The organism is Caballeronia sp. LZ008, from assembly GCF_031451435.1.
In the GTDB taxonomy this organism is placed as follows: Bacteria; Pseudomonadota; Gammaproteobacteria; order Burkholderiales; family Burkholderiaceae; genus Caballeronia; species Caballeronia zhejiangensis.
The window spans coordinates 1,239,529-1,254,731 of record NZ_JARUXK010000001.1 but is presented as its reverse complement, the minus strand read 5'-3'; the positions used below and the strand labels follow the sequence as shown (position 1 = coordinate 1,254,731).

Annotated in this window: 10 protein-coding genes and 2 pseudogenes; 1 reads left to right on the top strand and 11 read right to left on the bottom strand. The window is 59.6% G+C overall.

Translation table 11 applies throughout. From position 1 onward, the window contains the following. From QCE49_RS05900 to QCE49_RS05880, 6 genes and pseudogenes are all read right to left on the bottom strand, one after another. Positions 1-243, bottom strand: a pseudogene (locus QCE49_RS05900) (hypothetical protein); the annotation flags it as partial. Positions 244-265: 22 nt separating this feature from the next. After that, the gene (tssG, locus tag QCE49_RS05895) at positions 266-1,282 is read right to left on the bottom strand and encodes a type VI secretion system baseplate subunit TssG (RefSeq protein WP_250456550.1); all 1,017 of its coding nucleotides are present in this window, start codon (positions 1,280-1,282) and stop codon (positions 266-268) included. Between the two features lie 26 nt (positions 1,283-1,308). Continuing rightward, positions 1,309-3,123: a type VI secretion system baseplate subunit TssF gene (gene tssF, locus QCE49_RS05890; protein WP_175980011.1), complete on the bottom strand. Its 1,815-nt coding sequence runs from the start codon at positions 3,121-3,123 to the stop codon at positions 1,309-1,311. 22 nt (positions 3,124-3,145) lie between these two features. After that, positions 3,146-3,355, bottom strand: coding sequence for a hypothetical protein (locus QCE49_RS34520; protein ID WP_350029563.1), 210 nt, complete (start codon positions 3,353-3,355; stop codon positions 3,146-3,148). 257 nt (positions 3,356-3,612) lie between these two features. Next, positions 3,613-4,005: pseudogene (locus QCE49_RS34515) on the bottom strand (ImpA family type VI secretion system protein); the annotation flags it as partial. An 88-nt stretch (positions 4,006-4,093) separates the two neighbouring features. Continuing rightward, positions 4,094-7,327, bottom strand: a complete 3,234-nt coding sequence (locus QCE49_RS05880; protein WP_250456383.1) for an ImcF-related family protein — start codon at positions 7,325-7,327, stop codon at positions 4,094-4,096. Here QCE49_RS05880 and QCE49_RS05875 point away from each other — a divergent pair, their 5' ends adjacent. Then, a complete protein-coding gene (locus QCE49_RS05875; protein WP_250456384.1) occupies positions 7,328-7,681 on the top strand; it encodes a hypothetical protein in 354 nt (117 codons plus the stop codon). It begins immediately after the preceding gene. A gap of 79 nt (positions 7,682-7,760) precedes the next feature. Here the strand turns inward: QCE49_RS05875 and QCE49_RS05870 are convergent, their stop codons facing one another. From QCE49_RS05870 to QCE49_RS05850, 5 genes are all read right to left on the bottom strand, one after another. Further along, positions 7,761-9,158 (bottom strand): hypothetical protein, encoded by a 1,398-nt coding sequence (locus QCE49_RS05870; RefSeq protein WP_250456385.1) that lies wholly within the window; start codon positions 9,156-9,158, stop codon positions 7,761-7,763. Further along, complete coding sequence (locus tag QCE49_RS05865) at positions 9,155-9,412, bottom strand: PAAR domain-containing protein (protein ID WP_250456386.1); 258 nt, start codon at positions 9,410-9,412, stop codon at positions 9,155-9,157. The genes QCE49_RS05870 and QCE49_RS05865 overlap by 4 nt, the downstream gene beginning before the upstream one ends. 10 nt (positions 9,413-9,422) lie before the next feature. Next, positions 9,423-10,115: a hypothetical protein gene (locus QCE49_RS05860; RefSeq protein ID WP_250456387.1), complete on the bottom strand. Its 693-nt coding sequence runs from the start codon at positions 10,113-10,115 to the stop codon at positions 9,423-9,425. A gap of 707 nt (positions 10,116-10,822) precedes the next feature. Continuing rightward, positions 10,823-12,697, bottom strand: a complete 1,875-nt coding sequence (locus QCE49_RS05855) for a hypothetical protein (RefSeq protein WP_250481528.1) — start codon at positions 12,695-12,697, stop codon at positions 10,823-10,825. Positions 12,698-12,720: 23 nt separating this feature from the next. Further along, entirely contained in the window at positions 12,721-15,195 is a 2,475-nt protein-coding gene (locus QCE49_RS05850; protein WP_250456389.1) for a type VI secretion system Vgr family protein, read from the bottom strand. Positions 15,196-15,203 lie beyond the last annotated feature (8 nt).

Sequence of the window (15,203 nt, the reverse complement as noted above, 5' to 3'; positions counted from 1 at the left end):
CACCACCGTCGAAAGCGGCTGGCCGGTCGCGTTCTCGTTCAACGCGGCGCGACCGTTCAGTTCGACGTTCATCGACTTGACTTGCGTGGTGAAGAGCCACTCGGCTGCGCTTACCGTGCTGTCCTTCGTGGCCTGCCACGCGCCGCAGCCGGCGATCGAGAGCAGACTGGCCGTGGCGAGTGCGGTCGTTGCGCTTCGCATCAGGCGGCCCGTGATGGAAGCATTCGAGTTGTAGTGATGCATGGTCGGTCCTGCCCTGCTTGATTTATTCGGCTGCGCCATCCCAGCGCCCCAGATGCACGCGCGTAGTGCGCGCAGGCTCGTCCGTCGGGGCCGAGCGGTCGAACAGTTGCGTCGTCAATCCCAGACTGGTTTGCTTCGGTTTCAGCACCGGATCGGGCATCAATTCGGGCCGAACGTGCATCTCCAGATGCGCCTCGGCCTCGTAGCCCAGATAGAAGCGCAACAGCGCCATCACCTCCCGATGCGCATGCCCGCCTGGCGTCAGATCGAGCACCGTCTCGCGTGTATCCGGCGTGATGATCACGCGTACCGCGTTCGAGCGATCGTAGAACCCGCGCCCCAGCAGACACTGCTCGCCGAGGGCGGCCGGTTCATAGTCGTTGACCTCGCGCCAGACCGGATGGAACTCCTCGACCGCAATCGACGCGTCCGGCACCGCGTGCTGCAGCACGCCAGCGAGCCCTTCCGCCGTGCGTGTCTTCTGCGCGGTGATGCCCAGCATCGACATCAGCTTGCGCGGATCGATTCTTGATGAGACCGCATGCGGCTTCGCGCTGAATCCCAGCCCGGCGAAGCTCAAAAGACACCGCGACACCGCATCGCTGCCGCCCTCACGATAGCCGACCGGATAGCGATACTTGCGCCACACGCGATAGTGCTGCGTCAAAATGCGGTGGTGGAATAGATCCAGAAACGCCGAGAGCGGCTCGGCGCCATCGCGGTTCTGCGCCACCTCGTCGACGAAGTAAGACGGCATACGTGCGTCCACGCCGTAAAGGCCAAGGAAGGTCGTGCGTACGGTCGGCGGTGCATCAGGGTGGTCGTCGTCATATTCGACGCTATCGATCTCACGGCTCGGAAAACCGAGCCGTCCACGCGAACGGAACCGCACCGGCTCGGTCATCGGTGAATCGGTCGTACCGATGGGTGCGGCATCGGGTGCGGCCAGCTCGATCAGCTCGCAAAAACGATAGAAGTTCATCCGTGCCGCTTCATCGAGCAGCGTTTGCAGCAGCGTTCGCTCGGCCCCAGGATTCATTGCGCCAAATACCTTCTCCGGCGCGTTCAAAACGGCGCTCCTTCGCCCTTCGTCTCCGGCCACTCGATGCGCGCGCCCGACGGCTGGGAGATGACGACCAGCTTCGTATAGAGATTCAGCGTCGCGTAGAGCGCAAGGAAGCGATTCAGCATGCCGCCGAACATGTCCAGATCTCCGTCGCCCGCGAAGCGCGTGCTGTCGAGTGTCACGCTCACTTCGACCCCGCGCATCAGTCCACCCTTGACGAGCTTTCGTAGCGGACGATGGCGCACGTCCGTGATCGCATCGATACGCCGGCGATTGAGTTCGCCCTCGGTCCAGTCATAGAGCCCGAGCGAGCCACGCAGAATTTCCGCGTTGAGCAGCGAGAGATAATTCGGCGCGAGATGCGACAGCACTCGCCACTGGAAGCGATCGCCTGTTGGCGGATACACCGGCAATGTCGGCGCAGTCAGGTTGCGCACCGCGCCCACGTTCGTAAAACCGCCACGCATGCGCGTGATGCCCGCCTCGCGCAGCGCCTTGCGCGGCAGCATGCCGTTGGTGCCCGTCACCGTCACCGAAAGCGTCTCCTTCGGCAACGTCTGCGCTTTCTCCCAAGCCTGGCCGCCCAATACGAGCCACGTATCGAAGCGACCGGAGGGGCCGCGCCGCATGCGCGTGTGGAAATAGCGCTCCGGAAGCTCGTGCCGAAGCATCCCGCCGCGATGCTTGAACGCCGCGAACGGCGCATATTCGAAGCGCCGGCCCTTCTCGAAGCCTTCGACGGTATCGACTGAATAGATGTCGACGAGCGACCCATACTGCTCGCGCGCCCGTACGCGGTATTCCGTGTCGAATTGCGTGACCGTAACGGGGTCGGCCGCAATTGGAAACAGATTGATGACCGGCGTGCAGTACAGCCGAACGTTCTCTTCGGTGAAGCGCATGTCGTCGGGATAGGGTTTGTCCAGCACCACTTCGACATCGAACGAGAATGCCGACTTCGGGATCGCCGCCATGTCGAGCCCCAGCAAATCGACGAACATGAACTTCTCGGGGAACGTGAAGTATTCGAGCAGCAGTTGATAGCCGCCAAACGCGTTATCGGCCTTCGGCCACAGGCGCTCGTCGGTGGCGAAGCCCGCTGGTGCAAGGCGCAAGCCTTCCATCGATTGGGGCATGCCCGGACGCTCTTCCGGGAACCCTGGCACGCGAAACTGCAAGGCGATCGGTTTCGCGGTCAACGCCGCATATAGCGCGTGCGCCACCGGGCGGTCCGCGTTCAGGTAGAAGCGCAGCCGTGGCACGCGCAGGCGGTCGCGCTGCGTTTGCGGCTGGATCGCGAAACGAAAGCGAATGACCGAGCGGCCATCCTCACGCGCATAGGCGCCGGCTTCTGAAAGCGTCAGCGGATATAGATCGACCGGCTGCGTGGTGCGATAGACGCATTCGATTTGCGCCTCGTCAGTCCCGTTCAGGCCGGTGGCGATCGGATCGGATGTCGCTTCGAGCCCAGCTTCGACGACTTCGTGCTTTTGCATCGCGCCCGCGTTTGGAGTGAGCTCCAGAATCGACAACGAAGGGATCATCCGAAGATAGTGCGGCCAAAGCATGCTGACCAAGCCTTCGGTGAGTTCCGGCAGTTCATCGTCGAGCTTGTGACGCAAGCGGCCCATCAGGAACGCGAAGCCTTCGAACAGGCGTTCGACGTGCGGATCGCGCTCGCCGATGCGGTCGATATCGAGTTCTCGTGCGCGATCGGGAAACGCCCGGGCGAATTCCTTGCCTGCCTCGCGCAGATAACGCATTTCCGCTTCGTAATAGCGCAGGATTTCGTTGTCCTTGGTCGGGGACGACATCGTGGTGATTTCCTTGTTCTTCTTAAGTCAGCGCCACCGCGCGGGCGCGTCGATTGTGGTCAGATCGGCAGTGAGGCTGTCGATGCGCCGACGACATCACTTTGTGGGCATCCTTGCGGTTGAAACGGCTCTTGGGAATGCGCAGCAGATGGTGTTTCGCTTCGAACGCCAGTGCCGGCTCCCAGCGGTTGATCTGGAAACGTTCGATGTCTGCATCGAGTGCGCCGAGCAGCGGCAGCGCCGTGTCGGCGCGCTCCGCTCGCTCGCCGTATTCGACGACGTCGATGTCGCATCGTTCTCGGATGGTGACTCAATGCGACCTTCGAAACGCCCGAACAAAGGCGCGAGCACCGGACGCGCATCTTCCGGCCACGACTCGATGCGGTCGGTGATCAACGCCAGCGCCGACAGCGCGCGTTCGAGCAGCGGCCCGTTGAATCCCTGCACGGCATCGAGCCGATCGGCGAAGGTGCTGCCGCACAGCCATTCGAACGCCGCACGACGCGAACCGGCGCGCGCGGGCAAGAGCGTGTCGTCGAAACGCTCGACCAGCGCCGCGAGCATTTCGAAACCGGCGGCGAGGCCTTCCGCGCCCTCGCGGCGCAGACGGCCATAGACGTAATACACCGCGAACCGCACATCCTTCGCGCGGGACTTGATGAGCCACTCAGCCGCGTCGATGATCAGCGCGTCATCGACATTCGAGAGCTTGGCGACTTCATCCTTGATGGCGAGAAAATCGTCGTCGTAACCGGGGTAGTCACCGACGGGCGCATCGGCGCGAATCGGCAGGAGCCAGTCGTCCCATTGCGGCAGCGCTTCGATCGCGCGATCGGACGGCTTGCGTGCGCCGAACAGCGCGTTGAGTAGATGGGTGAACATAAGAAATCAATGTGTGGATTGACCGCTTTTGCCAAGCGTATCGGCGAATCAGCGTGGGGCCACCGGAGCAAGGTCCGGACGCTCGAATTTATAGCGTTCCTCGGCCATTGGGTAACGGCGTTTCAGCTTGCTTGGCCGCCTCGATCGCGGCCTTGGGCAGCGGCGGCGGGCCATCGGTCTTCGTATTGCGCCCGGCCGTCTCGCGCTTCACGAAGATGCGCGTGGGCAACGTGAAGCCGCGCAGATCCAGCAGCTCCAGCGGCCCCTTGCCCACATCCGTGCGCAGCATGTAGGTGAGCGGATACGCCATGTCGGCGGGCGCCGGTGCAGATGGGCCGTGCGCGTTGAGCGCGTCCTGATCGATTGCTTCGTTCGTCTTCGCAAACTTGGTGCGCGTGTCCTCGAATTGCGCCTTCGCCTGCCACGTCACCTGATACGTCGCCGTGTCGATCGGCTCGACATGCGCGCGCTCCAGCATTCGAACGAACGCCCAGCGACCGGCAAATTCGAAGCGCTTGTTGGTGCCCGCCGTTTCGGTTTGCCACTCCAGACGCGTGCCGGCGCTTTGCGGGTCGCTCGTCGGCCACGCCATGCCGCTCCACGTTTCCATCTGGTTGTAGTAATGCAGCTTTTGCGCGTCGATCGTGAGCAGCGTATCGGTGATGCCCGGGGTCGGCACTGGCTTCAGTTCGAACCGGTACGACGGCTCGCCCTGAGCGAGCAGATGGGCCGCGATGCGTTGCAGCGTATTGATCGCCTTCAGGAACGCCGGATCGACGGCGCGTGCGGCGCTGCTTGTACCGGTGGCGGCTGGCACCGGCACCCATTGGTCGCCCTGTAACTGGATCACGCCCGCGAGTTGCGTGGCGAGGAACGTGTCGATGAGCCCGCCTTGCGGACGCAGAAAACGCGCGAGTTCCGGCAACGAGGCGTCGTTGACGGTACTCGCGAACGGATAGCGTCCCGCGAACGAGCGGTTCCAGTTTGCGACGATGGTGTCGTTCCACGCATCGTTCAGACTGGCCTGTGCCGGTTCGAGCACGGTTTGCGTCGCTTGCGACACGGGGCGCACGAACAACTCCGCGCCCATGCCAGCCCATTGCTCGCCGAGACTCGCGGCGATCAGTTGCGCGTAGGCGAGCGTGTCGGCCAGATCCGAACCCTTGCCGAGAAGGAGCGACTGCGCCACCTGTCGCGCCTGCTCGTCGGAGTCGGGGCTGTCGCTGATCTGTTGCAGCTTCAGGCGCAGGCTCGTGATGCGTTCGGTGAAGCGTTCCAGGCTCAGGTCGCTACGGGCACTTGCGCTAACGTTTGCGTTCGATTGCGCAACGAGGCGCAGCACCGGACCGAACGTTGAGCCCAAGGGTCCCGCCGGATCGGGTTTGGCGGCTTGCGGGGCGTCGTCCTTCTTGCCGAGGATGTTCTGCGCCTTGTTCACCAGCGTATCCGAGAGCGAGTCGCGCTGTGCGCCTGCCCCGCCCTGATAGTCGAGCGCCTTCATCAACGCGATCAGGGGCGACTGACGGGCATCGGCGATCAGCTTCAGTTGGCTGATGGCTGCGGGCAACGTCGTCGCCGAATCACAGCGCAGGCTGTTCATGAACGACTGCCAGTGCTCGGCGTAGTCGGCGAAATAACGGGCGCGCAAGGCGGTGCGCAGCGCTTCGGGCGTTTGCGCCGATGATGTCTTGTTGCCCTGGCTGACATTGCCCAACACCCAATCGCCCGCCACGCCGTTGTGTTTGGCGGCATCGTCGATGGCGTTTTCGATCGAGCCTTCCCACGCCTGACGCGTGTACACGCCCGGCACCGCGGCGGCCGTGCGGAACAGGCCGCGAGTGTCGGTGCCGGCGGTAAGCGTGGCAAGCGTCTGGTCCGGATATTTGTGACCGACCGAGGCGAGTACGTTCTGGTAGACGGTGTCCTCGGAGTTTTTCACCCCAATCACCGCGAGCAACGTCTGACGCGCGACGGCGACTAGGTCCTGGCGCGGCTGGATTCGCCAGTCGGGATGCGACTTTAGATGATCCGCCCAAAAGCCGAGCAGATGCTCCGACAGGTCGATCTTCTCGCCGGCCGTGAGACTGGCGGCGGTGTTCCAGAACTTAGGAAGTTGTTGGGTGAGGAAGCCTGCGTCCGCACGCTGCGGATCGGCCATCATCAGATATGTTTTGAGCGCCCCTTGACCGTCCTGTGCTACGTGCGTGAGTTGATCGTCGACCTGCGTGGTCGGCATCTGGCCGAGATCGACCAACCGCGCCTCGAGGTCCTGTTGTATCGGGGCGGCAAGCAGCGCACGGCTTTCGCGGGCGTAGGGCGTCCAGAGCGCTGCGAGCGCTTCGCGGTCGTGGTTCAGGCCGAAGCGGGAGAAGAGCGGTGCGTGATGCTGCGTGCGGTATTCGTAGAACTCTATGCGTTGCTGAAGGGCGCGAAGTGCGCGCAGGCGAGCGGCGGTGTCGGGCGTTTTAAGCGCGGCGAGCGCTTCGTGGGTCTGCACGATCTGATGCGCGTTCGACACGCCCGAGACGAACATGCCGGAACTCCATACGCCGAGCGCGCCAAGCGCCACGGCGCAGAACACCGTGACCGGATGAAGACCCGTTCTGCGGCCGCGCCGCACTCGGGTGGCTTCCGCAAAATAGCGCCACAGCGGCAGATCGACGCCGTGGCCTGAATCGGACGTTTGTGTATCGATAACCGGCCACGGCGCGAAGAACGCACCGGTCACCGGCAGCGGACGGCGCTGCCACATCGACAGATCGGTTATCCACTGCGCGAGCGCCGGGGCGCGCGTGTCGAGCCGCGCCGACAGTTCGGATGCGAAGCGGTCGCTGCGGTCTTGTCCCAGCCGCTTCGTGCCCAGATCGGCCAGACGATCGCGCAGCGTGAAGAGCGCCGCTTTGAGGGAGGCGGTGTCCGCTGCGTCCGCGAATTCGCTGCCCATGACCGGCGTGATGCCCTTCGCGCTGACGTTGCCGTCGAGGTCCAGCAAATAAATCGGCGCAGACCATCGCAATTCGCCAGCGATGCGCGCGAGCGTCGTGCCCCATCCCATATCGCCGCGTGAGGTGCTCGGTAACGCCGCCGCGCCATCGAGCGCGAGGACAATCGCATCGACGGGGCGGCTGCCGCGCATTCTACTGACCTGCTTGAGCCACGCCTGAGCGGCGCCCTCCGATGCGTCCTCGCCCCACAACAGCACCGCGTGATCGGTGATCTGCCAATACTGCTTGATGAGCTCCGGATGCAGGCGCTGCACGCACGCGGCATCGCCCGTCACGAGCAGCCACGGACGATCATAGGCCCAGCGAAACCAGCGCATTTGTCGAAGCTGAAAGCGCAGCGCTTGGGCCCGATCGGCAGCGCTTGCGTTGCGAATTTGTTCCGCCTTCTGTGCCTCATCGATGCCCGCGGCCGGCGCCAAGGCCTGTTCCTCGACGGCGCGACGAACACCGTCGCGCGCCTGCTTTCGTCGTTGCAGAACGACGAAAAGCGAGGCCGCAATGAAGAGCGCGCAGCCAATGATGACTGTCTTATATTGGGTGAACCATGCTGCGACATTGCCTGTGCCAATGAACAAGACGACGCCCGCCGCCACGATGGCGAGTACCGCGGTGACGGACAGCCACCGGCCCCGAATTTGATCTCTCACTTACCTTCCTCGACCTGCTCTTAATTTGGGTACGACGATGAAAACGTTTCTGCGACATCCCTACTGGTTAGGGAACACAGCCCCCCGCCCGAGCGGCCATGCATCAATAAAACGTCTCACGAAACGTTCGCGTGTCGTGCTCCCGATCGAAGAACGCCAAGCCGGCCTGAAACAGGATGAGCACCATAACTCCGATACATAGCCAGATCGTGAAATCAACACTCATCACGCTCGGCGCGATTTTGTGCAGGCACAACACGAAGCCTGACAGGAACATCATGCCCAACGCCCACACCACGGACAGCAGCGGCACATCCCGATCCTGCGGATACGGCACGGGCGGCGGAGCGACGCTCACCAGGTTCAGCGCCACGCCGCCGCGCTGTGGCGTGGCCACGAGCTGCGCACCCTGCCCGTGCTGAACCATCTCCGCTGCCAGCGCTTGAATGAGCCAGCCGGTGATCGGTCCGGGCTTGCCGATCGCCCGATCCAGATCCTGCTCGCGCACCTCGAGTTCCGCATCGCGTGCGGCGGCGGCCGTGGAGTTTTTCTCTAGGCTATTTAATCGGCTGAACCACAGATTGCGGATCTTCTTTTGCGGAACCTGTTCCGCACGCAGCAGGGTGGCGACTGCGGCACCCACCGTATCCGGCTCGGCGAAGATCGGCCGCAGAATGCATGCGCGTGCCTTGTGATTCTTGCTATGCGCGAGGACTGAAGGCCTCGTGAAGAGAATGGCGACGGCTGCTTCCGAGAAAGCCGGCACGTCCTCGCCCTGATGTAGCTGCAAGGCGATCAAGAGCCGATAGTCCGGCACAGATTGACCGGCGAACCATTTCCCTAGAAGGGGTGACTCATCGTCGAACGAAAGCCAAGTAACGTCGGGCAACCCCGGTAATCCGAGCTTACGCCAAGCACGCTCAATCGATAGCTTGTGCGCTTCGTCAGATGCGTGGAGCATCACATCGATCTTGCCCGCCTGTGCAGCAAACTTAATCGAATCAACAAGCGAAGCCATCAAACGCTCTATGAGTTGTTCTTGCCTAGTCTGGCTCATCGATGCATCAATCCCTGCGAGTTGCAGCGCTTTTTCCGGATTGATCGGTACAGACGGGGCGAGACCAAGCATCCGCTGCGCGAGTTCCTTCTCCGGCGTCAGCACGGCGCTATCGAGCAAGACAAGGTGGGCGCGCGCCCAACGTTGCCAGTCACAAAATCGCGTTCCGCAAAGAAGATTCCACCATTGGGCTTTGCTGCGCGAATCCTCGAACGCTCGGCTGTAGTATATGCAGCACAGTGCAAGCCAGATCAGGACCGGCGCCACGACGATCTCAAGTAGGAACTCGGCCGACGCTGTAGGTTGCCCTCTAGGCCATACCCAGATCGTCGCGACAACGGCAATGAGTTCCACGACCACGTACAGCAGTCCATAAACCCAGATGGAGGGCGGCTGGGCCACCGCCCGTTCCCGCACGTTTGACATGCTCCATGTCATGCTCATGCGATGCTCATTCCTGTAGCACTGGCGATCACAAGGCTGCCGCACTGCGTACGGCCGTGGTGAACGACCCACCCACGTCCGCTCTCGCTATAGCCCGTTGCGCATTCAACGATTGGATTGTCCCCATGCTCGGGGCACCAGACAATATCGTTCAACAAGGCGACCTTTCTGCCATCAAGCGAGAAAGCCGAGGAGGCGGTTTTCACATACCCCCTATGTGTGGTCGCGTCACCGAGGCAGACCAGATGTTTCATGCTTGCTTCCTTAGTTGAGTGGCGCATCAGGGTTGGTCGGACGAACAGAAGCGTTACACGTGATGCGGTCTTCTCCCGACGGTGACCGAAGCCCCTCTGGAGGGGCTACACCGTACTCAATCTTGCGTCCTCCTGGAAACGGACCTTGCCCGTACGAGTACCCTTCTACGAGTGGAACTTTCTCCGTGAGCGTGTAACGTTGGTGCCGCTCCTCCACGTAATAAGCGTCTGACGTTACAGTAACAGCATAACGCTTTGAGTCTTCGAACGGATTGAAGCTGTGCTGATTATATGTAATTCCAGAGAATCTTCTGCCACTATCGGTCGAGTAAAGCAGACCCATTCCGCAGCCTCGATCACTGCAGGCAAACCGGGGCGGCGATGCACTAGGAATCACGATGTTTTTTCCTGTCGTATCCGCGTTAACTATGCGCCCCTGATAGTTTCCAACCTTTGCACGCCCGAGTGCGCTGCGGATTCCCTTCCTAGTATCGTTATAAAAATCCTCACCGTAGTTGCAATCGCGATAGTTCTCAAGCGATACGAAACAATTATCATCGATCTTATAAATTTGAGGGGCCGCGTCGTATGGGAGCTTGTTTGCCGCCGCGAGATCGGCATACGTGAACGGCTGCTCGTGTTTTGCAGCCGGAACCTGGACCGTACATGCCTGCAACATAAAAAGAACAACTCCAATCTTCATGTCACGAGGTCATTTGAGAGGGGCGTTGGGATTGGTGGGGCGAATCGAGGTGTCGCACGAGAAACGCTCCTGGCGGGATGGCGAGTAAAGTCCGCTTGGCATAGCGACGTTAGATTGGATCTTGTTGTTATCCGGCAACGTATCCCGTCCGTACTTAAACCCGCTGAGCAGAGGGAACCGATCGACAGATACGGCAGTCTCATCGATCTTCTTCCCCACAAAGTAAGCATCTTTTGTAACAGCAACTGTGTAACGTTTCGTGTCATCGAATGGATCAAACGAATGTATGAAACGAGTACCGTCAAATGTCCGTCCACTATCGGTTGAATAGAGTAACGAAACCGTACAGCCCCTGTCCCCGCACACGAGATGAGGAGGTGCTGACGAAGGAATAACAACGTTCTTCTCTGTCTGATCTGCAATGATGAGCCGTCCTCCATAACTCTCGATTCCACCTCGACCAAGATAAGTGCGGATCGATGCCCTTGTGTCGTTATAGTACGTGTCCCCATGATTACAGTCGAGATAGCGTTCGAGCGTAATGAAACGGTGGTCATCAATGCGATAGATCACTTGTGGTGGCGAATCGTACGGTAAAACCTTAGCGTCCTTGAAGTCTGCATATATGAAAACCGCCGATGCAGCAGGTTGCCCAGCGCATCCCGTTAAGCATGCCATAAGTAACACGGCGAAGAAGGAAAACCTTATCATGGCCTCGCATATCCCTCTTCGATTTTCTTAGCGTCCTCGATATTCACCTCGTCGCGGACTGTATGCCAATCAATCAATGACGGCTTCTCCACTGGATCGAATCTTCCCGTATTGAAATACCCGTCGAATCCTTGCGTCCAATCCGCCCTCAAAATTAGAGAAGCCCAGAACTCTAAGTCATCGTAGGCATCGCAGAAGCCGATCGGTAGGTCGTAGGCAACCACGCGTTCCATGAACGCAATACACTTCGGTATGGTGCTGTGGTTGGTAGGCTCGGGATGATAATTGTTCAGGAAATCCTCCTTTTCCTCTTCCGTTTCCAAGCTAAAAACCCGTCCATTTGTGTAGGGTTCTTGAGGGCGCTCTAATATTCGGTGCCGGTCTACTGTCGAGGCTAAATACGGGTAGGAACGATCTCGATAGAGACCCGTTTCTGGGTCGATGTCACCCTGCTTTAAAGCGTCTTTTCTTGACTCTTCAAAATCTTTCATTTCGTCCGGAGTCAGGGGCTTCGGCACCGCTTCGGCATTGATCCGGACCATCTGATCTTTCGGAGGGGTCACCCACAGATCGAAAGGACGTCCACGATTCCCGTTCCAAAACTCGTTCGGTTTGACTCCATCAACTGGCTTTTGAATTGGTGGCAACGTACCAAAAGATTTGACGCTCGGATCATCACCCACTGCTGTTCCGCGCGCGAGCATCCGCTGCTTGACTGTATCCTCCAACTCGTCAAGCAACTTGGGTTCAACACCCTGCCAACCAATGCTCTTGAGTGGCGTCGTCCCCATCACACGATCGTGCGGCGTGAAATAAACGTAGAGGCGTCCATGGTTATCGCGCTCTGGAAAATCGTGCGCATATAGGTGCGAATCAGGTCGCCAGAAATTCAAATCTTTTGTTGCGCCGACGTGCAACTGCTCCATTAACGCGTCGTCGAACGTGGCCTTGTCCTCTTTGATGCGTTTGGCTATCTTCCGGAATGTATTTGCCCTTGCTTCCTGCGTCGGCCGCTCGGTGCCACACGCCGCGGCGTCTAAAAACTTGTCCTCGAGCGAGAATGGTGAATTCATAACAAACAACGCATCGGGGGCGCGGGTCTTGCAGAGCGTCGTCGCGGCGAGCGCGATCATGGTGCCTTGACTGTGGGACATGATCGTAATAGTGTCGCGTGGCGAATGCGCTCGCACTTCATCAATTAGATCGGCAAGGCGCTTTGCAGCGTGCGAATAATAGCTACGGGGCGGTGCATCCTGAAGATATCGATCAGCCTCCGTATTTAACCACTGCAGATCAACGCCATACGCGTGCCGACTCAGACCCTTGTCGCTCCAGAGTTGTTGAATATTGTTTGTTCCATTCTGGAAAGGCCCACCACCCCAATACCACGGCCCTTTTTCGTGATTCAAGTCGGATTTCCAAACGTCGGCACCCTCAATGTTGCGAAGGGCCACGCGCCACTTCTTTTCGTTGCCGTCCGCAGCACGGTAGCCCCAATAGAATCGGATCACAGGCGAACGACCTTGGTTCTTGATCATGCGTCGACGCCCCCCTTTTCCACTGCTATCCAAGTCTACGTATTCGTTTGGACGCAGTTTGTGCTCACCGGTTAAGTTGAGACGGGCGCTCAATCCTTCACATAGTCCGGCTTCAGCGTTTTCATACCACTCTCCCTCGGAGTTCACCCCGTGCACGAAGATAATGACACCCGGTAGGTGCGGTCCGAGCTTCGCCTGAGCCCAGACCCGATAGCTATCGGGCGTCATATAAGACTCCCAGTAGGGGCGTCCGAAGGCGTCAGTCTGCCTCGGCACCTCACGCATCGCCTGCTGCGGTTGGCCGTTCGTTTCGGTCGACTGTTTGTTCTGCATCTGGTCTGTTCCCTGCGTCATTCCTAGATCCCACTCGCTTTCTTGAGCCGCAAAATCATGCCCTGCGCGACTTGATCCTGGGTCACCAACGTTTCGCCCATCTTGTTCGTCACACCCTCAATGATCTTTCCGTCGGGAAGCTTGATGAAGTACGCGCGGCCCGCAAGTGGCCGATCAGTCAGCTCATCGGTCAAAACAAATTTCTCGTTGTTGGCTATGTTGGTCTGATTGAACTTAGGCAAAGGCATCGACAGCGCCCCAGGGCCTTCCTTCTGAATCTCGATAATCTTCAGGATCAAATTCCCCGCCCCACCAATCTCCACGTTGTCGCCTTGCACCTTGATGTAGGCACTGCCGCCGCCACTGATCACGACGCCGTTCGCCGCGTTCGCAGTCATCGTCCCAGCCGCGCTGCACAGTTGCATGTTCTGCTGCGCCACCAACTCCATCGCATCCGATTGCGCCTGAATGCGCACCGGACCGCGCGCACTGTAGATTTTGACGCCGAGCTTTTGCGCAAACAATGACAGCGCGTCGGTCGCCGCCATCACCACGTTTTCCAGGGCGCTGACGTTAAAGCCCGCGCTGGTCGCCACGTTCACGTCCTTGCCAGCCCCAATCGTCACACGATCGGGTGTCGCCATTGCAATGCCCTTCGGAGAAGACAAGAGCATGACCGCTTCTTTAAGCTCGTTCACGCTGCTCTTGAGCCACTGGTTCTCAGCCTTCAGATCGGCAATTTCGGCGTTCGCGACCGCCGCCGCCTGCGCCAAGCCATCTGCCTGTGCGTTCACAATCTCCAGTTGGTTCATCGCCGCGGTCACGTCGAGCTGTTTGCCCTCGGCACGCTCTTGCTTGTCGGTTGACACGAGCATTCCCGAACCAGCGCGAAGTGCCCCGTGGCCATCGCTTCGAAGCTCGTATCCCGCACCTCTATGCTTCAAATTGGAATCGACAAGGTGCCCTAGACTAAGCTGCGACTTGCCCGAGTGCTCGGTGCTGAGCTTGATGCCCTCCTCTCCAGCCCAGTCTTCCATCCGCAGCTTGTTATTGCTCTGCGTGCGGATGACATTGCGCGACAGCCATCTGCGGTCATTCGTGATGTGATCGACCGCCTGACTGTTGTGATGGAAGCCCAATAGCTCTGGCTTGTCCGGATCGCCGTCCCGGAAGCCGATTACCACCTCGGTATCGTCCAGCCCGGGAAAGTGAAACCCTGTCTGCAACGCGCCCGCGAACGGCTTGGCGAGACGCAACGGCACACTTTCACCGCCTTTGGGCCACTCGTCGAAATCCACATCGAAACGGACCGTGTAGTAGCCGGCGGCCGTCAAATACGCATATTTGTATTTGTCAGGACTTGTCACGCGACCGCTGAGCGTACCCGCAATCTTCGGCCACTTCGATTCGTCGATCTTCAAACGGAAACGTCGGCTAGCCGGAATCGCCTTGAAGGTATTGCTATACGCCTTGTCTCGCGCACCGCCATGCGTCACTTCGACGACCACTAGGCCGTCTTCCGCATCCGGCAACTCGGCATCCGTACGGAAGACACGTCCGCAGCGAAGCTCCTGCACATTGCTCCGGCCTTCGAATACCACCTGCCAGCAAATCGCTTCCTCGTGATACAACTGCGCCTTGCGCTGGGCTTCCGCCTGATCGAGATGCGCCGTGCCGTAGATATAGGGCTTGCCATACGTGGTCGGATCCTGTGGCGCTACGTTCTCCTCCGCCTTGAATCGTTCCCAGGCCTTGTCCGGGTTATAGTCTGCGACGACCATCGCTTGCGGCACGACGAATGTGCGGCACGCCAGTTCGTACACCGACTCAATCGACGCTTCCATACCCGCGTTCTCCCGATACGGGACAGCGCGATCGGGATCGTAAATGTAGTGATCGATGTCATCCGCAAAGACGATTCGATCGCCGTACTCAGTTTCCTCTACATACAAGTAGATGCCCCACTTCGTCATGAGCATCTGGAGGTACGCCAGGTCATCCTGAGCATACTGAAAGCGGAACAGCGTCTGTGGATACACGCCCCGCAACCGAAAAAGGTACTGGTGCGGTTTGAACTTGTGACGAACCAAGATCGCCTCGAGGATTTGAGGGATCGTCTTGTGCTGATAGATTTTGGTGTCGCGAATGCCCTGCAGGCGCGCGAGATGAGATTTGACAACAATCTCATAGCTCACGAAGTCGTTTGTCGTCTTGATCTTTGAGAATGACGAGATGAACCCAGACCACTTACGCGTGGTACCGTCATCGGCGGTCAGCGAAAAGCTCGCCTCCTGGTTCAGATAGTCGCGACGGGAAATGGCACGGGGGTGGGAGACGAGGACCGTCAAGACCACTGGCTCGCCCATCTTCTCCGAGATATGATGCGCCGTCACTGACAGGAGCGCCGCACTGTCTGCGCTCGGCACTTCAAGGTGCTGCGACTGACGCCCCGTCACCAGGCTCGTGATCCGCTCTGCTGCGTCCAATAAGCTGGACATGGTCATAC